General features: G+C 45.8%; 20 protein-coding genes and 1 pseudogene. All 21 read right to left on the bottom strand.

The features are described from left to right. Window positions 1-26: 26 nt before the first annotated feature. The 21 genes and pseudogenes from fliL to dprA all read right to left on the bottom strand — a co-directional run bounded on the left by fliL (window position 27) and on the right by dprA (window position 19068). Entirely contained in the window at window positions 27-458 is a 432-nt protein-coding gene (gene fliL / locus M1D67_RS09335) for a flagellar basal body-associated protein FliL (RefSeq protein ID WP_020451399.1), read from the bottom strand. Then, window positions 455-670, bottom strand: a complete 216-nt coding sequence (gene swrD, locus M1D67_RS09330; RefSeq protein ID WP_003181786.1) for a swarming motility protein SwrD — start codon at window positions 668-670, stop codon at window positions 455-457. Before swrD ends, fliL begins: the two co-directional genes overlap by 4 nt. A gap of 42 nt (window positions 671-712) precedes the next feature. Then, complete coding sequence (gene flgG / locus M1D67_RS09325) at window positions 713-1504, bottom strand: flagellar basal body rod protein FlgG (protein WP_035338767.1); 792 nt, start codon at window positions 1502-1504, stop codon at window positions 713-715. A gap of 27 nt (window positions 1505-1531) precedes the next feature. After that, window positions 1532-1999, bottom strand: a complete 468-nt coding sequence (gene flgD / locus M1D67_RS09320) for a flagellar hook assembly protein FlgD (protein WP_146873486.1) — start codon at window positions 1997-1999, stop codon at window positions 1532-1534. Continuing rightward, window positions 1999-3381: a flagellar hook-length control protein FliK gene (locus M1D67_RS09315; RefSeq protein WP_145654241.1), complete on the bottom strand. Its 1383-nt coding sequence runs from the start codon at window positions 3379-3381 to the stop codon at window positions 1999-2001. The genes flgD and M1D67_RS09315 overlap by 1 nt, the downstream gene beginning before the upstream one ends. A 1-nt stretch (window position 3382) precedes the next feature. Continuing rightward, on the bottom strand, window positions 3383-3997 hold the full coding sequence (locus M1D67_RS09310) for a MotE family protein (protein WP_105978906.1): 615 nt from the start codon (window positions 3995-3997) through the stop codon (window positions 3383-3385). 13 nt (window positions 3998-4010) lie between these two features. Further along, window positions 4011-4454 carry a flagellar export protein FliJ gene (gene fliJ, locus M1D67_RS09305; protein ID WP_020451394.1) on the bottom strand — a complete coding sequence of 148 codons (444 nt, stop codon included), beginning with the start codon at window positions 4452-4454 and terminating at the stop codon, window positions 4011-4013. A gap of 2 nt (window positions 4455-4456) precedes the next feature. Beyond that, window positions 4457-5770: a flagellar protein export ATPase FliI gene (fliI, locus tag M1D67_RS09300; protein ID WP_391509279.1), complete on the bottom strand. Its 1314-nt coding sequence runs from the start codon at window positions 5768-5770 to the stop codon at window positions 4457-4459. Next, window positions 5770-6537 (bottom strand): flagellar assembly protein FliH, encoded by a 768-nt coding sequence (gene fliH / locus M1D67_RS09295; protein WP_020451392.1) that lies wholly within the window; start codon window positions 6535-6537, stop codon window positions 5770-5772. Before fliH ends, fliI begins: the two co-directional genes overlap by 1 nt. Beyond that, window positions 6521-7537 carry a flagellar motor switch protein FliG gene (gene fliG, locus M1D67_RS09290; protein WP_020451391.1) on the bottom strand — a complete coding sequence of 339 codons (1017 nt, stop codon included), beginning with the start codon at window positions 7535-7537 and terminating at the stop codon, window positions 6521-6523. Before fliG ends, fliH begins: the two co-directional genes overlap by 17 nt. A 13-nt stretch (window positions 7538-7550) precedes the next feature. Next, complete coding sequence (gene fliF / locus M1D67_RS09285; RefSeq protein WP_020451390.1) at window positions 7551-9152, bottom strand: flagellar basal-body MS-ring/collar protein FliF; 1602 nt, start codon at window positions 9150-9152, stop codon at window positions 7551-7553. Between the two features lie 50 nt (window positions 9153-9202). Beyond that, a complete protein-coding gene (fliE, locus tag M1D67_RS09280; RefSeq protein WP_020451389.1) occupies window positions 9203-9520 on the bottom strand; it encodes a flagellar hook-basal body complex protein FliE in 318 nt (105 codons plus the stop codon). Between the two features lie 13 nt (window positions 9521-9533). Next, window positions 9534-9986: a flagellar basal body rod protein FlgC gene (gene flgC / locus M1D67_RS09275; protein WP_020451388.1), complete on the bottom strand. Its 453-nt coding sequence runs from the start codon at window positions 9984-9986 to the stop codon at window positions 9534-9536. Continuing rightward, on the bottom strand, window positions 9986-10375 hold the full coding sequence (gene flgB, locus M1D67_RS09270) for a flagellar basal body rod protein FlgB (RefSeq protein ID WP_145652788.1): 390 nt from the start codon (window positions 10373-10375) through the stop codon (window positions 9986-9988). Before flgB ends, flgC begins: the two co-directional genes overlap by 1 nt. 351 nt (window positions 10376-10726) lie before the next feature. Then, window positions 10727-11506 carry a GTP-sensing pleiotropic transcriptional regulator CodY gene (gene codY, locus M1D67_RS09265; RefSeq protein ID WP_003181756.1) on the bottom strand — a complete coding sequence of 260 codons (780 nt, stop codon included), beginning with the start codon at window positions 11504-11506 and terminating at the stop codon, window positions 10727-10729. A 38-nt stretch (window positions 11507-11544) separates the two neighbouring features. Beyond that, window positions 11545-12949, bottom strand: a pseudogene (hslU, locus tag M1D67_RS09260) (HslU--HslV peptidase ATPase subunit). Between the two features lie 16 nt (window positions 12950-12965). Continuing rightward, a complete protein-coding gene (hslV, locus tag M1D67_RS09255) occupies window positions 12966-13511 on the bottom strand; it encodes an ATP-dependent protease subunit HslV (RefSeq protein ID WP_020451384.1) in 546 nt (181 codons plus the stop codon). Window positions 13512-13524: 13 nt separating this feature from the next. Next, window positions 13525-14439 carry a tyrosine recombinase XerC gene (gene xerC, locus M1D67_RS09250; RefSeq protein WP_020451383.1) on the bottom strand — a complete coding sequence of 305 codons (915 nt, stop codon included), beginning with the start codon at window positions 14437-14439 and terminating at the stop codon, window positions 13525-13527. A gap of 66 nt (window positions 14440-14505) precedes the next feature. Beyond that, window positions 14506-15810, bottom strand: coding sequence for an FADH(2)-oxidizing methylenetetrahydrofolate--tRNA-(uracil(54)-C(5))-methyltransferase TrmFO (trmFO, locus tag M1D67_RS09245; RefSeq protein WP_020451382.1), 1305 nt, complete (start codon window positions 15808-15810; stop codon window positions 14506-14508). A gap of 75 nt (window positions 15811-15885) precedes the next feature. Further along, entirely contained in the window at window positions 15886-17961 is a 2076-nt protein-coding gene (gene topA / locus M1D67_RS09240) for a type I DNA topoisomerase (protein ID WP_020451381.1), read from the bottom strand. A gap of 204 nt (window positions 17962-18165) precedes the next feature. Next, a complete protein-coding gene (dprA, locus tag M1D67_RS09235) occupies window positions 18166-19068 on the bottom strand; it encodes a DNA-processing protein DprA (RefSeq protein WP_057957852.1) in 903 nt (300 codons plus the stop codon). Window positions 19069-19105: the final 37 nt, after the last annotated feature.

The following is a 19105-nucleotide window of genomic DNA, read 5'->3' as shown; positions in this document are numbered from 1 at the left end:
CCTCCATGGTTCTGTCATCTATGTTCCTACTGCAGATTAAAGGAGGTAATGTATACAGTTTTCACTTTTCCCTCTTTCATGTAGTTCGTGTTCAGCTTTTCTTTCAGCTGCTCTTTAAACTTTTCTTTTCCTTTTTGTCCTTCAAGATCATCTGCGTTCGTGTTTGCCAAAAGGGAGATGACTGAATCTTTAATTTGGAAATCCCGCTTTTCAAGCTCTTCTTTCGCCTCTTTCGAATCGGTTTCAAGCTTGATTGACAAACGGACCACATTGTCCGATTTCAAGTTTGTCGTGATTTCGGCGACTTCAACTGATGATTCGACCACTTCATCGATCGAAGGTTCTTTCGTTTGATCTTTTTCACTTGCGCTTCCCTTAATGACAAAGAACGCAGCGGTTCCTAACACAGCAATTGCCAGAATAATCGTCAGCATAATTCCTAGAAGTTTTTTATTCATTCAGATTCCTCAATTCTTTGGTCACAAGAAAGTATTTGGATTTTTTGATAGAATGACACGATTGTATCCACAACTGTATCTTCATCTTCTTTGACAACAAACTTTTTTCCGTTTGACAGCGTAATTGTCGTATCCGGAAAACATTCAATTTGCTCAATGAATAGCGCGTTCAGAATAAAAGGCTGTCCGTTTAATCGCGTAACTTTGATCATGTGTTTTCAAGAGGCGCCTTTACGAGGGCGCCTCCTTCCCTCCTATCGCTTCAGATTGACGAGTTCCTGAAGAATTTCATCAGAGGTTGTAATGATTTTCGCATTGGACTGGAAGCCGCGCTGCGCGATAATCATTTCGGAAAACTCTTCTGAAAGGTCGACGTTCGACATTTCAAGCGCACTCGTTTGAATCTTTCCTGAGCCGTCTTCTCCAGGCACAACGACTTGCGGAGCTCCAGAACTCAATGTTTCGCGGTAAAGGTTGTCCCCCGTTTTTGTTAAACCGGATGTATTGTTGAATGTCGCAAGCGAGATTTGGCCGGCGGTCTGGTTCTCGTTGTTTTGATCGACATAAGACACGGTTCCGTCAGGCGCGATGCTGAAGCTTTGCGCGTCTTGCGGGATATTGATCCTTCCGTTGTTGGCCGTTAAGACGAACAGCCCATCAACAGTGACGAGGTCACCTTCATCAGAACGGTAGAAGTTCCCGGATCTTGTGTAGTACACTTCATCTCCCGATCCGACGCGGAAGTAGCCGTCTCCTGTAATGGTCATGTCAAGCTGGCGGCCTGTTGTTGAAGGCGCTGCGTTTGTGTGAATGATATCGATCGATCCGATCGTTGCACCGAGCCCGACCTGCTGGCCGTTGACAGAGCCGCGGTTTGCAGTAGACGACGTCGCACCGGAAAGCTGCTGGCTGACAATATCTTTAAACGTAACCCGGCTTTTCTTATAGCCTGCCGTATTGACATTCGAAATGTTGTTTGCCACGACATCAAGCTTTGTCTGAAAGTTTTTCATGCCGCTGATTCCTGAGTATAGTGAACGTAACATAATTATTCCTCCCTGAATTGTCTGTTTTTATTTATCAGAATGGCTTACCGCCGTCACATTCCACGGATTGACTTCGGTTCCATCGTCAAGGACAAGCAGATACTGTCCGTCTGAGCTTTTAACTGATTTGACGAGCGCCGTTTTCTCTTCGCTGTCTTCGCCTTCATAGGTGACTTCTTTTCCGATCCAGCTGACATACATCGTCATCGGGTCCTGAAGTCCGACGAACGTCGACATCGTTGAGTTTAGATTCGTTAGTTGCTCAAGGCTTGAAAAGGTCGCCATTTGCGCAATGAATTCACGGTCTTCCATCGGGTTTAAGGGGTCTTGGTACTGCAGTTGTTTCATGAGCAGTTTCAAAAATTCATCCTTGCCAAGGTTGGAGCCGCTCCCTGCTTTCTCGGCTTTTTTTGCCTCGGATAAAAAATCGGGTGTCGTCGATTTCGTGTTTGTTGTTCCTAAAACAGTTCTTGCATCAATTGAAGTGTCAGACATTAGATCTCCTCCTCGCTGTCCTGTGATCGAGTCTCGATAAGATCATCCAAAAACTCCTGAAAACCCTCATTTTCCTGCTCTTTTTGCTGATCTTGCTTCGGCTGCTGCTGGTTTTTCTGTTCGTCCGCCAGCTGTCCGAAGGTCTGATCGCCGTTTTGAAGCGGTACACCGAAGCGGTCAATTTGTACAGACATGTTGGGCAGCGCCTGTTTAAGATGCGCGAGATTGTGTTCGAGCAGCTCTTTAGCCGACTGGGTCGATGCGATGATTTTGCTCGAAAACATCCCGTGCTGTTTGACGAGCTTGATCGTGATAAAGCCAAGATTTTCAGGATTCAGGCGGATCGTGAAACTGCCTGTCGATCTGCCGAACGGTGTATACTTCATCTGTTTCCATGAGCTGAGAATTTGTTCTGAAAAGCTTTTCGGCTGAGCGGAAGATTCCTCTGCCGCCGAAGTTTGGAGACCCTGGATCAGCACTGCGCCTGTCCGATGATTGGCCAGTACAGAGGATTGAATCGGCTGTTCCTTTTGGCCTTGCTTTCCTTCAGTTTGAATTTCCCTTCCGTTCAAAACAAAGGACAACGGCTTCTCAGAAAGAGAGACATCGGTTTTTTTGCTCATGAGCATTGCCTTTAGTTCGCTTTCCGCCATTTTCCACTCTTTTTGATCCGGTTCAGCGTTTGCGTTCATCATCTGCTCCATTACACTTTTCAAGCTTTTCAGCTCGGCGTTTGACATGGACAAAAGCTGCGACTCACCCGGATCTTTTGTGAAAAATTGGCGTTTAAGTTCATCAATCAGCCCTTCTGTTCCCGCCTTTGTCTGAAGAGCGGCGAGAAATTCCGGCGCTTGTTTCAATATTTCTGCGATTTGTGAAGTTTTGAGTGCCGGTTGATTTTCATTTACGATCACAGCGAGCAGCTGCTGAATCTGACCAAGAATTTGCAGGTCAGTCAGTTTCGGCTCTTCTGTCCCGCTTTCGTCAGCAGGCACAGCTTCAATAGCATCAGCTGTTTTGCCTGATTGTCCAGGCAGAGCGGCATTTTCAAGCAGCTCTTTTATTTGCTGTAACAGCTGTTCTGCCAATGCGAGTTCATCCGGAGATGGATTCAGCTCTTCAACATGCTGGAGGGAATTCAACCAGTCTTCATTGAAGGAGCCGCCTTCATTATTTAAAAGCCATTGCTTCAGTTCATGCAAAAGCCCTTCCAATGACGTGTCCTGAGAAGGTTCTTCTCCCTTTTGAAAAGGGGAAAGTGAGCTGTTTTCCTTTTGGAGCACATTTTGAAAGAGTCCGCCCAGAGGCGTCCTGCTCGTTTTTGCAGTTGCGGTATCCGCCGCAGGCTTGGCATCAAAAGAGATTGCGTCAAAAAGCCTCAAGCTATTCCCCCCCTTCTTTTTTCTTGTCATTTTTCGCTTCGTTTTTCACAAGCTTTTCTGTGAATACAGCCGCTTTATCAGGAGACATTTTGGAGAGGATCTCAGTCACTTTCTTTTTGCTTAAAGAATCTAAAATGTTGATTGCCTCTTCTTCTTTTAATTCGCTTAAAATTTTTGCAGCTTTATTGCTTTGCATGCTTTCATAAATTTTGACGACTTTTTTTCCGTCTCCTTGACCTTCGGTGTTCTTTTCTTTCTGCTCTTTTTCATCTTTTTCCGTTTTTTCGAACGAGCTGATTTTTTGTTTCAGCCTTTTAATCTCTTGATCACTCGTTTTCAAGTCACTCGTCAGCGTTTCGATTTCGCTTTTTTGTTCATCGATCGTCTTTTGGAGCTTTTCTGCTTTGTTCTCCTGCTGCTTTGCTGCGTGATCTTTGTCCTGATCCTCGCCGTTTTTCACAAGCTCTTTAACAACGGGGATTTTGGAGGCTGCATCCTGGAAATTGACGCCCAAAAGCCACATGCCGACAAACGCTGCAACGATTAAAAAGATCAGCGGAATGACGATGACAAACAAAAATGTCTGAAATTTACCGGCTTTTTTTTCTTCGGTCATCGTTTTTCTACCCCTAGCTTCCTTGAGTTATGTACTGGGCAATGGAGATATCGTCCATTTCCTTTAACTCATTTGCTTTGTTTTGCAGCGAATACATTTCAAACTGCTTTTCTTTCATTTTTTCAAATTTTTTCAGCTCGATATTTTTTTCCGTCAGATCGTGCTGTTTTTCATTCATTTCATTTCTCTTCATCATGACGAGCTTTTGATAATGGTAGATAGTCGTTTCAAGATTTGTGACAAATTGCTGATAATGCCGCATTTCCTGAACGCTCATTCCTGTCTGCATCTTGATTTCCTTGTTTTTTTCTAGCGTTTCTTTTTGGTTCATGCTTTCATACAGCTTTTCCGCGACCTTTTCGAATTCGGAAACTGAGTGCTGATATTCAGCGAACGATTGGTCTTTTTCATTTTCTTTAAGCTCGAGGAGCTTTTGAAATTTAAATGAATAAGCCATTCTTAATCCTCTCTTCCTGTAAGACTCTTTAATAAAGAAATGCTCTCTTCCAGCGACGCCGCTTCATCCACTTCCTGCTTGAGGAAGCTGATCAGCTTAGGGTGGAATTGTATGGCCTCATCAATTTCTCTGGAAGACCCTTTTTTATAGGCTCCTATGTTAATCAGGTCCTCTGAGTTTTGATAGGTTGACAGCATTTCCCTGAACCGGTTCGCTGCTCTTATATGATCTTTCCCGGCGATGTTTGACATCACCCTGCTGATGCTTTTTAAAATGTTGACTGCCGGAAACTGGCCTTTATTCGCAAGGCTCCGGTCAAGAACGATATGACCGTCCAAGATTCCCCTGACAGTATCGGCGATCGGTTCATTCATATCATCACCGTCGACAAGAACCGTATAGAAAGCAGTTATTGACCCGTTTTCCGTCGTTCCTGTTCGTTCTAAGAGCTTAGGTAAAATAGCGAACACTGAGGGTGTATAACCTTTCGTCGTCGGCGGTTCGCCCGTCGCCAGGCCGATTTCCCTCTGAGCCATGGCAACCCTTGTCACCGAGTCCATCATGAACATCACGTTTTGTCCTTTGTCGCGGAAGTACTCGGCAATCGCTGTTGCTGTATAGGCCGCTTTCAGCCGCATCAATGCCGGCTGGTCCGAAGTAGCCACTACAACGATCGTGCGCTTCAGCCCTTCTTCGCCGAGATCTTTCTCAATGAACTCTCTGACTTCGCGGCCCCGCTCTCCGACAAGAGCGATGACATTCAAGTCTGCGGCCGTCTCTCTTGCTATCATGCCCATGAGCGTGCTTTTTCCGACGCCGCTTCCGGCGAATATCCCAACACGTTGTCCTTTTCCGACGGTCAGCAGACTGTCGATTGATCTGACGCCGACCGCCATTTTTTCTCTGATTGGCGGCCTTTTCATCGGATTAGGCGGCGCCTGTTCTGTCGAAACTTGAGCCAAACCTTTCGGAAGCGCGCTGCCGTTGAGCGGATTGCCGAATGCATCGACAACTTGCCCGATCAAGCCGGAGCCGACTTTGACTCTGAGCGATTCTCCCGTCGCTTCGACAATGCTGCCGGGTGCAATATTGGCCGCTTCCAAATATGGCATGAGAAGAATATTTTGGTCTTTGAAGCCGACGACCTCAGCTTTGATGGCCTTTGGCCCGTCACCTTTTGTATAGATTTTGCAGACATCGCCGATTGAGCATTCAGGTCCTTTGGATTCAATCATCAGGCCGACCGCTTGTTTGACTTTTCCGTAACGTTTGTAGGAGTCTGCGGTTTCTATACATTCAAGCAGCTGCTCAAGCATCACTGGACAACACCTGCCGTTTCAAGCAGGCTGAGCAGTTTTTGTTTCAGCTGCTGTAATTGAGTGTCGATTCCTGCATCAATTCTTCCGAAAGCCGTTTCAACATAGCACGTTCCCTTTGGCGCTTTTTCATCGGCGTATATCGCGAGATGGGCGCCATATTGGAGGAGCTGCTCAAGTTCGTTTTTGTGGCTTTGAACCTCTGTGTAATACTCCGGATCCACATAGACGGCAATGTCATCGAACTCCTTCATTTCGGACAGCACCTGTTTGACGAGGGCTGAAAAAGCTTCTTTGTCGTCAGCCTTTTGATTCCAAACTTTTTTAGCCAGCGACACGGCAAGTTCGACAATTTCTTCGGAAGATTGTTCGATTTTTTCTTCATAGTCACGCCTCGCCGCTCCGACGATGGCGTTGGCTTCATCCAAATAGGATTGATAAGTGCTTTGGGCCTCGGCCTTTCCCTGTTCAAACCCCGCTTGAAAGCCTTCTTGTTTCGCCTGGTCTATCAGCGCTTCGCGTTCTGTTTCCCAGCTTATCCTTTCCTCTTCGATTTGCCGTCTGACCTGTTCGAGTTCAGCGTTCGCTTTTTCGTATATTTTCCCTGCTTCCTGTCTGGCATGATCGAGGAGGAATTCCGGATCCTGTCCGGTATCAAGTTCAGTTTCTGTTTCAGGAAGTTTGACTTCCTTTAATGAAATCGTCCGCCTTTCTTTTGGCGGTATTGATGATAATCGCTGTTTAATAATGTTAGACAATGATATCATCTCCTCCGCCTCTGGCGATTACGATCTCACCTGCTTCTTCAAGTCTTCGGATGACGCTTACGATTCTGGATTGAGCTTCTTCTACGTCACGCAGACGCACAGGGCCCATGAATTCCATTTCTTCTTTAAATGTTTCAGCCATACGCTGCGACATATTGCTGAAGACGATGTCTTTGACCTCTTCGCTGGCCACTTTGAGGGAGAGAAGCAGATCGTCGTTTTCCACATCGCGGATAACCCTTTGAATGGCGCGGTTATCAAGCGTAACGATATCTTCAAAGACGAACATCCGCTTTTTAATCTCGTCGGCAAGCTCAGGATCCTGGATTTCAAGGGAGTCAAGGATCGTTTTCTCTGTACCTCTGTCAACTCCGTTCAACACTTCGACAACGGCTTCAATGCCGCCGGTCTGCGTGTAGTCCTGAGTGAATGTGGAGGATAGCTTTTGCTCCAGAATCTGTTCGACTTCATTGATGATTTCCGGCGACGTCCTGTCCATGACAGCGATCCGTCTTGCAACCTCTGCCTGCACATCCTGATTTAGTTCTGATAATATCTGACCGGATTGCACGGGATCGAGATAAGACAGAATCAATGCGATCGTCTGCGGATGTTCATGCTGGATAAAGTTCAGAATCTGCTCGGGATCCGCTTTTCTGGCAAAATCGAACGGTCTGACTTGAAGAGACGATGTCAACCTGTTGATAATGCTGGCGGCTTTGTCTTCGCCGAGCGCTTTGTCAAGCACCTGCTTGGCGTAGTGAATGCCGCCTTGTGATATATATTCTTGAGCAATAGCCGTTTCATGAAATTCCTGAATAATTTCATCTTTTTTCTCTGGTGATACAGCTCTGACATTTGATATTTCAAGCGTCAGCCTTTCGATTTCTTCATCTGTTAAATGCTTGTAAACGGAAGCTGACACATCAAGCCCTAAGGATATCATGAGAATGGCCGCTTTTTGTTTGCCTGTAAGCCTATCTTGTTTCATTTTTGCCATTTCAATACTCCTCCTAATCCTCGGTCAGCCAGCTGCGCAACAATTTGGCGAATTCTTCAGGCTTATCTTTCGCCATTTTTTCAAGCTGTTTTCGTCTGACAGTTTCTTCCGTCTCTTTTTCATTGTTCACATCAGCAACACGAATCGGTTCCTGAGGCGTTTCATACCATTCTTCCTCGTATTCGTCATCTCTATTTTTACGTCTTCTGACAAGCCAGATGATGAGGCCGATTACAGCAACAAGCGCTGCTCCGCCTGCGATGTAAATCCACATCGGTATACCGCCTGTTTCCGTTCCTTCATCGATTGTCTGCTTGCCGTCGAACGATTGGACAGAAACAACGATTTTATTTTCAATATCCTCATCTGTCAGCGGCTCTTCTTCATACTTCTTGTCGATCGATGTTTTCACAATGGTTGAGAGGATTTTTTTAATATCATCTTCTCTTTCAGCAGGCAGTGACTGCGGGTTCTTCGCATCAGGCGGTTCAACCATGACCTGGACGCCCAGATCTCTGATTTTGTACGGACTTTCGGCGATTTCTTTATGAATTTTGTTGACTTCATTGTTGATTCGTTCTTCGCTTTTTTCGTAGTCTCCGTTGCCTGTTCCGCCTTCTGTCTCCGCATAGTTTGTTACATCGTTTTCACCTGTTCCGTTGACGCCTCCAGCTTGCGCTCCCTGTCCGGAATACGTTTCACTGACGCGCTCTGCGCTGACCGTGATCCCTTCCATATTTTCTTTGTCGACAGGTTCAACCAGATCTTCCGTCCTGTTTTCTTTTGTGAAGTCGATGTCGGATGTGACGGATACAACTACTTTATCCTGTCCCATCATCGTGCCGAGCATGGTTTGAATTTGTCTCTGCAGGTCCTTTTCGATCTGAGCTTTGACTTGCCTTTGTGAAGAGTAGCTGTCAGCGTATGAACCTGAATCTTTGCCGGTTTGATCGTAATACGTGGAGTTTTGATCCATGATCACGATATTTTCCGGATCAAGGTTCGGCACGCTTTTCGATACGAGATGATAAAGGCCGTTGATTTCATTTTGATCAAGCGTGTGGCCGGGCTTCACCTGAAGAACAATCGAAGCGGATGCTTCCGGCTTTTCCTCTCCGACAAAGACGGATTCCTTCGGCAGGTTAATCATGACCTTTGAATCTTTAATCCCGTCTATTCCTTTGATGAGGTTGGAAAGCTCGGTTTGCGTTGCTTTCACTTTCAATACGTCAAATTCGTTGTCCGTCATACCGAAACCGGCATTTTGACCAAAGAACGAATAATCGATGCTTCCGCTTTTCGGAAGACCCTCTGCCGCAAGATCGACTTTCAGCCCGTCGACTTTTTCTTCCGGAACTTTAATGACTGAACCGTCAGCTGCAACCTCAGATGGAACACCTTTTTCATCGAGCACTTTTTTGATTTGGCCGGTTTCTTCAGCTGACAAGTCTTTATAGAGCGGCACCATTTTATTCGACGAAGCAACAATTCCAATGATGATTGACAGGATCACTGCCAGAGCGACGATGCCGATCATCAAAAACTTCTGCAGCTTTGATCTGTTTTTCCAAAAATCTGTTATTTTCGTTTTGATTTGCAATAAAGTACGATTCATCTTACTCCCCCGGTAGTTACACTAATTCTCTTCGCTTTCAGACTCCTTTCTTACATTTGCATTCTCATGATTTCCTGATAAGCTTCAACCGCTTTGTTGCGGAATTCCGTCGCAGCCGTCAATGTAATATTTGCCTTCTGGGCTGCAACCATCACTTCATCAAGGTTGACATCCTGACCGAGAGCAAGCGCGTTTGTCAGTTTATCAGATTCATTTTGAGATTGATTCAAAGCATTGATAGAATCTTTCAGCACGTTGGAAAAGCTGACTTGGTTCTCTGAACCGTCCTGCTTGTTCGTGATCTGATTTGTTGCATTCGTTCCCGCCTGCACGGGTTGAATTCCAAATGGAGAGATTCCATTAACCATTCGTGTCATCACCCTACTTTCCGATTTCTAGTGCTTTCATCAGCATTCCTTTTGTCGCGTTCATCGCTGTGACATTCGCTTCATATGACCTTGTGCTGCCCATTAAATCAACCATCTCTTTTAGCGGATCGACATTCGGCATCTGCACGTATCCGTCTTCGTTTGCGTCGGGATGCGTCGGATCATAAACGAGTTTAAATGGTGTTTTGTCTTCGCTGATCTTGGTCACCTTTACCCCTTCACCGACTCTCGCCGATGCATTCATCGATGATTGGAGCACGGATGAAAAAGATTCGCCTTTCGGAGCCGTCGATACAAGCTTTCTTCTATACGGCTGCCACTGTCCGTCGACCAGCTTCGCTCTTGTTGTGTCCATGTTTGCCAGGTTGGAAGAAACGGTATCCATTCTGACTCTCTGTGCAGTCAACGCCGAAGCTGAGATGTTGATGCTATTGAATACCCCCATTATTTACCTCCTGTAATCGCGGTCCGCAGTGAGTTGAATTTGCCGCTTATTCTTTCAACCAGCGCTTGATACTGGATTTGATTTTTCGCCATTTCACTCATTTCCTGATCAACGTCCACGTTGTTCCCGTTTTCCTGATAACTTGTATTCTTTCTCGACACAACTGAATAATTTGACTCATCCCCTTTGAAGTCAATGTGTCTATAGTCTGTTTTTATAGCGTTAATTCGGGAGGACTCCTCATTCAGCACATTTTTGAAGGATACTTTTTTCGCCTTGTAGTTCGGTGTGTCTACATTGGCCAGATTGTTCGTTATGACTTTTTGCTTAATGTTCGCTTGATTCAAGGCTCCCTCTAGTCTATGTATTGTTCCTGAAAATATATCCATCGCCAAATACCTCCAATCTTTTTCCATCTGTCTCAAAATCTTGTCGAGAATTGTAAAAACCATAAGCCTATTGTAAGGAATAATAGGCTTAAAGTCTATGATCTGGACGCAAAAAAAAATCGTAATAAATATCTATTTTATGAATAGGTATTTCGACCTAGATTATAAGAACTATGTAATGTTACGTTTGTTAAAGTTTCAAAACATTATGTTAGTATATTTTTTATTCAAGCAACGCATTGATTCAGCACCGCATTTTAGTTGTTTTTGATATGAAAAAATTACGATAATATAGTTTAAAACGTGAAATAAAAAAAGCCGCAGAACGGCATGTTCTGCGGCTTTCATCTTTTAATGAGACTTTAGTTTTTCTAATTCCATTAAAAATTTGTTGTTCAGGACTTTAATGTATGTGCCTTTCATCCCTAATGACCTTGATTCAATGACACCGGCGCTTTCAAGTTTGCGCAGCGCATTGACAATGACCGAGCGGGTGATGCCGACGCGGTCTGCAATTTTACTTGCGACAAGCAGACCTTCATTTCCGTCAAGCTCTTCAAAAATATGTTCAATTGCTTCAAGCTCGCTGTAAGATAATGAACTGATCGCCATTTGAACGACCGCTTTGCTGCGTGCTTCCTCTTCGATCTCTTCAGCTTTCTCTCTGAGAATTTCCATTCCTACGACCGTTGCGCCATATTCGGCAAGGATCAGATCGTCATCCTCGAATTTCTCCTGAAGGCGGGACAGAATCAAGGTGCCGAGTCTTTCGCCTCCTCCGATGATCGGAACGACTGTGGTCAGACCCGCTTGGAACAAATCGCGGTTTTCCACAGGGAAAGCCGTATATTCGCTGTTAATGTCAAGGTTGGATGAAGTTTCCGGAATGTTGAACAGACTTTTTGTATAGTCTTCAGGAAACTGGCGCTCTTCAAGCATTTTTTTCATCCGGTCATTTTCGATCTGCTGGTTGATCGAGAAACCGAGAAGCTTTCCTCTGCGGCTGACGACGAAAATGTTCGAATCAATCACATCGCGAAGCGTTTCGGCCATTTCTTTAAAATTAACCGGCTTCCCTGCCGCATTTTGCAGCATTGCATTAATCTTTCTTGTTTTTTGTAATAAAGCCATAATAAATTGATCCTCCTAAATTACTCTTATTTAATTGTTTATAAAATAAACTGGCTTAAATCCTTATTCTTAGCGATCGAACCGAGCTTTTCTTCAACATATTGAGGCGTGATGACAACTTCCTCCATCGTTACATCCGGAGCCTCGAATGACAGTTCTTCCAAAAGCCGTTCCAAAATGGTGTGAAGCCTTCTCGCCCCGATATTGTCTGTGTCCTGGTTCACATGATAAGCCACTTCTGCAATCTTACGAATAGCATCGTCAGAAAATTCAAGAGATATACCTTCCGTCTTCAATAAAGCCTTATACTGCTTTAGAAGAGCGTTGTCAGGCTCAGTTAAGATTTTCACAAAATCATCGATGCTCAGCTTTTGAAGCTCAACGCGGATCGGAAAGCGTCCCTGCAGCTCTGGAATTAGATCTGAAGGCTTCGCCATATGGAATGCACCTGCAGCGATGAACAGCACGTGATCCGTTTTGACCGCACCGTACTTTGTCATGACGGTAGAGCCTTCTACAATCGGAAGAATATCGCGCTGCACGCCCTCTCTTGAGACGTCGGCCGATGAAGAAGCACCGCTCTTTTTGGCGATTTTATCGATCTCATCGATAAAGATGATTCCCGACTGTTCGGCTCTCAGGACGGCCTCCTGGGCAGCTTCGTCCATATCGATGAGCTTTGCCGCTTCTTCATTCGTCAGCACTTTTCGTGCTTCCCTAACCGTCAGCTTGCGGCGCTTTTTCTTTTTCGGCATCAGGCTGCTGAGCGCATCCTGCATGTTCATGCCCATCTGTTCCATACCCGAGCCTTGGAGCATATCAAACATGGATGGCTGCTGCTCCTCCACCTCCACGGTGACATAATGGTCTTCAAGCTCGCCGAGAGCAAGCTGATGTGCAATCCGCTTCCGGTTGTTTTCGATATCCGTGTCTTCATGCTTTTCCGCTTCATTCGTCTCTTGATCCTGATTACCGCCAAACAGCATTTCAAAAGGATTTTTCGCACCTGACTGTTTTTTTCCTTCCCGGTACAAGCAGGCGGACGAGGCGTTTATTTGCGTTTTCTTCGGCGATGCCTTTCACTTCGTTCATTTTTTCCTCTTTGACGAGGCGGATTGACGTTTCCACAAGATCCCTGACCATCGATTCAACATCTCTGCCCACATAACCGACTTCCGTGAACTTCGTCGCTTCGATTTTGACGAACGGAGCGCCGACGAGCTTCGCGATTCGTCTTGCAATCTCGGTTTTTCCCACACCTGTCGGACCCATCATCAATATGTTTTTCGGAACGATTTCTTCGCGCAGTTTTTCATCAAGAAGACTTCTTCTGTAGCGGTTCCTCAATGCCACGGCGACCGCTTTTTTCGCATCGAGCTGGCCGACGATGTATTGATCAAGCCTTTCGACGATCTGCCTAGGAGTCAGCGGCTTTTTTTCCATATGCCTCATATCCTTTCTATTCAAGTTCTTCTACAATGATCTGATCGTTCGTATACACACAGATTTCGCCCGCGGTTTCAAGTGAGGCCCTCGCAATCGCTCTTGCGTCAAGCTGGCCGCCTGCATGACGTTTCAACGCCCTTCCGGCTGCCAGGGCATAGTTTCCGCCTGAGCCGATCGCCAAAATGCCGTCGTCAGGTTCAATCACCTCGCCTGTTCCGGAAACGAGCAGCATGCTGTCAGCGTTCATGACGATCAGCATCGCCTCAAGCTTTCTGAGGACTTTATCGCTTCGCCACTCTTTTGCAAGCTCGACTGCCGCACGCTGTAAATTGCCGTTGTACTCTTCAAGCTTCGCTTCAAACATTTCAAAGAGCGTGAAAGCGTCCGCAACAGAACCGGCAAAGCCGGCAATGACTTTCCCGTTGAAGAGCTTTCTTACCTTTCTAGCGGTATGCTTCATGACGACAGCCTGACCGAACGTAACCTGGCCGTCTCCCGCCATCGCGCTTTTTCCGTTGTGCTGGACGGCGAATATCGTCGTTGCGTGAAAAGATGACATAAAAGAACCTCCTTTATTTCCCTTTATGTGCCCGAGGGTGATGAGACATATATGTCTTTCTGAGCATATCTTTAGATACATGCGTATACACCTGGGTTGAAGAAAGGTTTGAATGCCCAAGCAGTTCCTGAACGCTCCTGAGATCCGCACCCTCATTTAACAAATGGGTGGCAAAAGTATGGCGGAGCATATGCGGATGTATATGTAATGTACCCGAAGTCTTTTTGACCAGTTCTCCCAAAATGTAACGAACCCCCCTCGGGGTTAAGGGCCCGCCCCTTTGATTCAAAAAAATAAAAGGGCAAGGCTCTTTCGCTTTTAACAGCAGGATGCGTCTTCCATTTTGCAAATACAGATCCAAAGCCTCCCGGGCGAATGAACCAAATGGAATATACCTTTGCTTCCTGCCTTTCCCGTGAACCAAAACCGTATCTAAAAACAGATCCAAATCGGATTCCTTCAGGCTGCAAAGTTCGCTTACCCGCATGCCTGTTGCGTAAAGAAGTTCCAAGAGCGCCTGATTCCTTTGGCCGAGCGGTGTACTCAAGTCCGAAACCTCAAACAGTTCTTCAAGTTCTTTTTCATATAAAAATTTTGGAATCCGTTTATCCTGTTTCGGAAGACTGACAAGCAGAAACGGGTTTTCTTTTACCATCTTTTCCCTTAATAAAAATTTATAGAAGCTTCGCAGAGCCGAAATTTTCTTGCTGATCGTCCTGCGAGTAAGCCCTTTTTCATGCGCTTCCGTCAAGAAAATTCTCACATCCGGATAAGTCACGTCTTCAAAACCTTTTATGCCCTGAACTTGTAAAAAGCGTTCAAAGTCTTCAATAGAAGAAATGTAACCCACAATTGTATATTTTGAATAATTCTTTTCTATTTGTAAATATTCAATGAATAAAGTTAAAAAATTCTTAACATTTGCCATCATTACACCTCTTCGAAAAGGGCTTTTAAATGTTATCACATAACAAGTTCATCTGGCAATGAATAACTATAGCGTTTTCGAAATATTTTGAATTGTCTCCAATGCGCGCGAAGCATACTGTTCATTTCGTTCCTGCTTGTTTTTAATTTTAACCCCCAATTCCTTGAACAGACCGAAGTTCGCATTCATCGGCTGGAAGTTTTTCTTGTTTGTTTCCGTGATGTAATGGGCCATGCTGCCGATCGCTGTTTCATTTGAAAAAGTGACCGGTTCTTTTCCCTGGATGAGCCGAGCCGCATTTATTCCTGCAACAAGACCTGAAGCCGCTGATTCAACATACCCTTCAACACCTGTCATTTGGCCGGCGAAAAACAGATCGTCCCGTTTTTTAAACTGGTAGGTCGCTTTTAAAAGACTCGGCGAGTTGATGAACGTATTTCTGTGCATTACGCCGTAGCGGACGATTTCAGCTTGTTCCAGTCCCGGAATGAGGCGGAGCACTTCCTTTTGGTCGCCCCATTTGAGGTGGGTCTGAAAACCGACGATATTGTAAAGCGTGCCGGCTGCATCATCTTGGCGCAGCTGCACAACGGCGTATGGACGCTTTCCTGTTTTGGGATCTTCAAGACCGACAGGCTTCATCGGGCCGAACAGCATCGTTTTTTTGCCGCGCTTCGCCATGACTTCAATCGGCATGCAGCCTTCAAAGAAGATTTCCTTTTCAAATTCTTTCAATGGAACAGTTTCTGCAGACACAAGGGCGTCATAAAATCTGTCAAACTCTTCTTCAGTCATCGGACAGTTCAAATACGCTGCCTCCCCTTTGTCATAGCGGGATTTCAAATAGACTTTATCCATGTCAAGGCTGTCTTTCTCAACTATCGGCGCAGCGGCGTCATAAAAGTACAGATAGTCCTCTCCTGTCAGCTCCCGGAGCTTTGCGGAAAGCGATTCTGACGTCAGCGGTCCTGTTGCAATAATAGTCGGTCCTTCCGGTATTTCCGTGACTTCTTCATTGAGCACAGTCACATTCGGATGATTCTTTACTTTTTCGGTAACGTTTGCGGCAAATTCATGCCTGTCTACGGCAAGCGCACCGCCGGCAGGAACAGAACATTCGTCAGCAGCAGCGATGATGGCCGAGTCAAGAACCCGCATTTCTTCCTTTAATACACCGACAGCGTTCGTTAATGAATTCGCCCGAAGCGAGTTGCTGCAGACAAGTTCTGCGAATTTATCTGTATGGTGTGCCGGCGTTTGTTTAACAGGCCTCATTTCGTATAAACGGACATTGATACCTCGCTTGGCAAGCTGCCATGCAGCTTCGCTTCCGGCAAGTCCTGCACCGATGACATTTACTGTTTGATTCATATTCACATCTCCTAATTTATGAGTTGACTTCATCTTTTAACACAACAAAGAAGGTGAGCAAAGCCCTGCTCACCGCTACTTTTGTTGTTCTTCCTTATAATCGCAATTCACGCACTGCACTTGAACGCCTTTTTTGAGCTTTTTCTCGACAAGCATGTCCTCACATTTCGGACATTTCCGTTCAAGCGGTTTATCCCATGATACGAATTCGCATTCAGGATAGCGGTCACAGCCGTAAAAAATACGGCGTTTTTTCGATTTGCGCTCGACGATGTTGCCGGTTTTGCATGAAGGGCATTTGACCCCGATCTCTTTTACAATCGGCTTGGTGTTGCGGCAGTCCGGAAAATTGGAGCAGGCCATAAATTTGCCGTAGCGGCCCATTTTATAGACCATCGGGTGGCCGCACTCTTCACAGTCCACACCCGCATACTCCGGTTCGATTTCCACTTCCTGCATCTCGGCTTCCGCCTTTTCAACGCGTTTTTCAAAGTCCTTGTAAAAGGAATCGATGATCTGCACCCATTGAATGTTTCCGTCTTCAACGTCATCAAGCTCTTTTTCCATTTTGGCGGTGAACTCAACATTAATGATCTCAGGGAAAAACTCCATGATCAAGTCAAGCACGATTTGACCGAGTTCAGTCGGGATAAAGCGTTTGTTATCAAGGGCGACATACCCGCGCTTTTGAATTGTGTCAAGCGTCGGCGCGTAAGTCGACGGACGGCCGATTCCCAGCTCTTCAAGCGTTTTGACCAGCCTTGCTTCCGTATAGCGCGGAGGCGGCTGTGTGAAGTGCTGTTCGGGTTCGATATCTTTTGAAAGAACGGTGTCGCCTTCAGCGAGATCCGGAAGCATCTTATTCTTCTCTTCCATCTGATCGTCTTTTCCTTCAACGTACACCTTCATGAAACCTGAAAACTTGACTTTACTGCCGTTCGCCCGAAATGTCAACCCGTTGTTTTCAAGATCGACGCTCATCGTATCGAGTGTCGCCGGAGCCATCTGGCTTGCGACAAAGCGCTCCCAGATCAGCTTGTATAGTCGAAGCTGGTCTCTTCCCAATACCGCCTTCAGATCGGAAGGCTTTCTGAGCACCGAGGTCGGCCTGATCGCTTCGTGGGCATCCTGGGCGTTTTCATTCTTTTTGGCAGGTTTTCGCTTGCTCCCCAAAAATTCTTTTCCGTACTGTTCGCCGATGAATGATGCCGCTTCTTCTTGAGCTGTATTCGAGATGCGGGTTGAATCCGTTCTCATATAAGTGATTAACCCGACAGTTCCTTCTTTGCCGAGATCGATTCCTTCATAAAGCTGCTGGGCGATCATCATCGTTTTCTTTGCCCGGAAATTTAATTTACGCGCCGCTTCCTGCTGAAGCGTCGATGTTGTAAACGGGAGCGCAGGGTTCCGCTTCCGTTCTTTTTTCGTAACCTTTTTAACCTCAAATTTGTTCCCTTTGATCTGGGAGAGGATTTGTTTTACATCTTCTTCGCTTTTCAGCTGGTGCTTTTCGCCGTTTATTCCGAAGAAACTCGCTTCAAATGTTTCTTTGCCTTTGAGAAAAGACCCTTCAATGGTCCAATATTCTTCAGGTTTAAAATCGTTGATTTCTTTTTCTCTGTCAATGATAAGGCGGAGTGCAACAGATTGGACACGTCCCGCACTCAAGCCTTTTTTTACTTTTTTCCATAAAATCGGGCTGATTTTGTACCCTACAAGGCGGTCCAGAATTCTTCTCGCCTGCTGGGCGTCGACAAGATCCATATTGATCATGCGCGGATGCTTAAATGAATCTTTGATCGCATCTTTTGTAATCTCATTAAATACGACGCGGCAGTCGGAATTCAGATCCAGATCAAGGCTGTGTGCCAAATGCCACGCGATCGCTTCCCCTTCCCTGTCGGGGTCGGCTGCGAGATAGACTTTTTTTGCCTTTTTGGCGGCCGTTTTTAATTCTTTTAACACGGGGCCTTTCCCGCGGATCGTGATGTATTTTGGTTCAAAGTTCTGCTCGATGTCAACGCCCATCTGGCTTTTCGGCAAGTCTCTGACGTGTCCCATCGAAGCTTTCACTTTATATTTTTTTCCTAAGTATCGCTCAATCGTTTTTGCCTTTGCAGGCGATTCCACGATGACTAAGTATTCGGACATAACATTATCCCCCTCAAGAGGTGTTCTCTCTCTTTTCAATTTAGCCTTTTTATTGTATTCAGCATAATCGTCGTTTATATAATCATTATTTTTACGAAAAGTGTCTGATTTAATCCTTCTATATGTTGAACGCCGATTAAAGCGTTTAAACTTGAAATCCTCACTATTATTAAATATTACAATACAGTTTGTCAAACGATAATTCTAAACAGGTTCCGGATATTGAGTGCGTGAAGGCGGCAGTTCGCTCAAAATATCTTCAATATTCAATACGAGTTTCGCCCCTTCCTGGATCAGCCTTGAAGGACCGAAAGAGTTGGCGTCAAAGATCGGACCAGGCACGGCGAACACCTCCCGCCCCTGCTCAAGGGCTTGATATGCTGTGATGAGCGACCCGCTCTTTTCCTTTCCCTGGACGACAACGATTCCTTCCGTTAATCCGCTGATCAGCCGATTTCGCATCGGAAAGTGCCATTTTTGAGGTTTAACGTGGGGAGGGTGCTCTGATACCAGCAGGTGGTTTTCGGCCATTTGACCGGCGAGCTGGCGGTGTTCACGGGGATAAATGCTATTGAATCCGCCCGCGATGACGCCGATTGTCCTTCCCTTTGAACAGATGCTCTCCTGATGTGCAAGACCGTCAATTCCTTTTGCAAGGCCGCTGACGATCGTCCAGCTTTTTTTGCAAAGCTCCCTGACAAGGTGAACCGCTGCTCTTTTTCCGTATAATGACGGGCTGCGGGTTCCGACGATTCCGATCAGTCTTTGTTCATTGAGAAGTTTAACATCTCCTTTTAAAAAAAGGACGGGAGGCGGGTCATGAATGGTTTTCAAGCTGGCTGGATAATCGGGGGAACATATGGCGGCCATGCGGACTCCAGCCGCTTCGTAAGAACGGATGAGCCGTTTAACATTAGACAGTTCTTGTTCCGCCAGTTTTCGTATGGAGCACAAGTCTGATCTTTTTAATGAAAGCTTCGTTAAAAGATGGTTTTTTTCGCCCGTAAGAGACAAGGAAGGATCCTGCTTCCACCACTTGGTCAGCAGAGAAGGGGAGAGTGTGCCGCGAAGGCGGAGCAATATCAAAAGCTCGCTGCTGTCGTTCATTCAAAAACCTCCAAACATTTTTAAAACAAAACAATCT

It is taken from the genome of Bacillus sp. PK6-025, assembly GCF_056530265.1.
The sequence above is the reverse complement of the archived record's forward strand: the minus strand, read 5'-3'. Positions and strand labels throughout refer to the sequence as shown.

What these genes read in the sequence shown, in the direction of transcription:
- fliL (WP_020451399.1), bottom strand. Translation starts at nt 458, where the DNA reads ATGAATAAAAAACTTCTAGGAATTATGCTGACGATTATTCTGGCAATT.
- swrD (WP_003181786.1), bottom strand. Translation starts at nt 670, where the DNA reads ATGATCAAAGTTACGCGATTAAACGGACAGCCTTTTATTCTGAACGCG.
- flgG (WP_035338767.1), bottom strand. Translation starts at nt 1,504, where the DNA reads ATGTTACGTTCACTATACTCAGGAATCAGCGGCATGAAAAACTTTCAG.
- flgD (WP_146873486.1), bottom strand. Translation starts at nt 1,999, where the DNA reads ATGTCTGACACTTCAATTGATGCAAGAACTGTTTTAGGAACAACAAAC.
- M1D67_RS09310 (WP_105978906.1), bottom strand. Translation starts at nt 3,997, where the DNA reads ATGACCGAAGAAAAAAAAGCCGGTAAATTTCAGACATTTTTGTTTGTC.
- fliJ (WP_020451394.1), bottom strand. Translation starts at nt 4,454, where the DNA reads ATGGCTTATTCATTTAAATTTCAAAAGCTCCTCGAGCTTAAAGAAAAT.
- fliI (WP_391509279.1), bottom strand. Translation starts at nt 5,770, where the DNA reads ATGCTTGAGCAGCTGCTTGAATGTATAGAAACCGCAGACTCCTACAAA.
- fliH (WP_020451392.1), bottom strand. Translation starts at nt 6,537, where the DNA reads ATGATATCATTGTCTAACATTATTAAACAGCGATTATCATCAATACCG.
- fliG (WP_020451391.1), bottom strand. Translation starts at nt 7,537, where the DNA reads ATGGCAAAAATGAAACAAGATAGGCTTACAGGCAAACAAAAAGCGGCC.
- fliF (WP_020451390.1), bottom strand. Translation starts at nt 9,152, where the DNA reads ATGAATCGTACTTTATTGCAAATCAAAACGAAAATAACAGATTTTTGG.
- fliE (WP_020451389.1), bottom strand. Translation starts at nt 9,520, where the DNA reads ATGGTTAATGGAATCTCTCCATTTGGAATTCAACCCGTGCAGGCGGGA.
- flgC (WP_020451388.1), bottom strand. Translation starts at nt 9,986, where the DNA reads ATGGGGGTATTCAATAGCATCAACATCTCAGCTTCGGCGTTGACTGCA.
- flgB (WP_145652788.1), bottom strand. Translation starts at nt 10,375, where the DNA reads ATGGATATATTTTCAGGAACAATACATAGACTAGAGGGAGCCTTGAAT.
- codY (WP_003181756.1), bottom strand. Translation starts at nt 11,506, where the DNA reads ATGGCTTTATTACAAAAAACAAGAAAGATTAATGCAATGCTGCAAAAT.
- hslV (WP_020451384.1), bottom strand. Translation starts at nt 13,511, where the DNA reads ATGTCATCTTTTCACGCAACGACGATATTCGCCGTCCAGCACAACGGA.
- xerC (WP_020451383.1), bottom strand. Translation starts at nt 14,439, where the DNA reads ATGGCAAATGTTAAGAATTTTTTAACTTTATTCATTGAATATTTACAA.
- trmFO (WP_020451382.1), bottom strand. Translation starts at nt 15,810, where the DNA reads ATGAATCAAACAGTAAATGTCATCGGTGCAGGACTTGCCGGAAGCGAA.
- topA (WP_020451381.1), bottom strand. Translation starts at nt 17,961, where the DNA reads ATGTCCGAATACTTAGTCATCGTGGAATCGCCTGCAAAGGCAAAAACG.
- dprA (WP_057957852.1), bottom strand. Translation starts at nt 19,068, where the DNA reads ATGAACGACAGCAGCGAGCTTTTGATATTGCTCCGCCTTCGCGGCACA.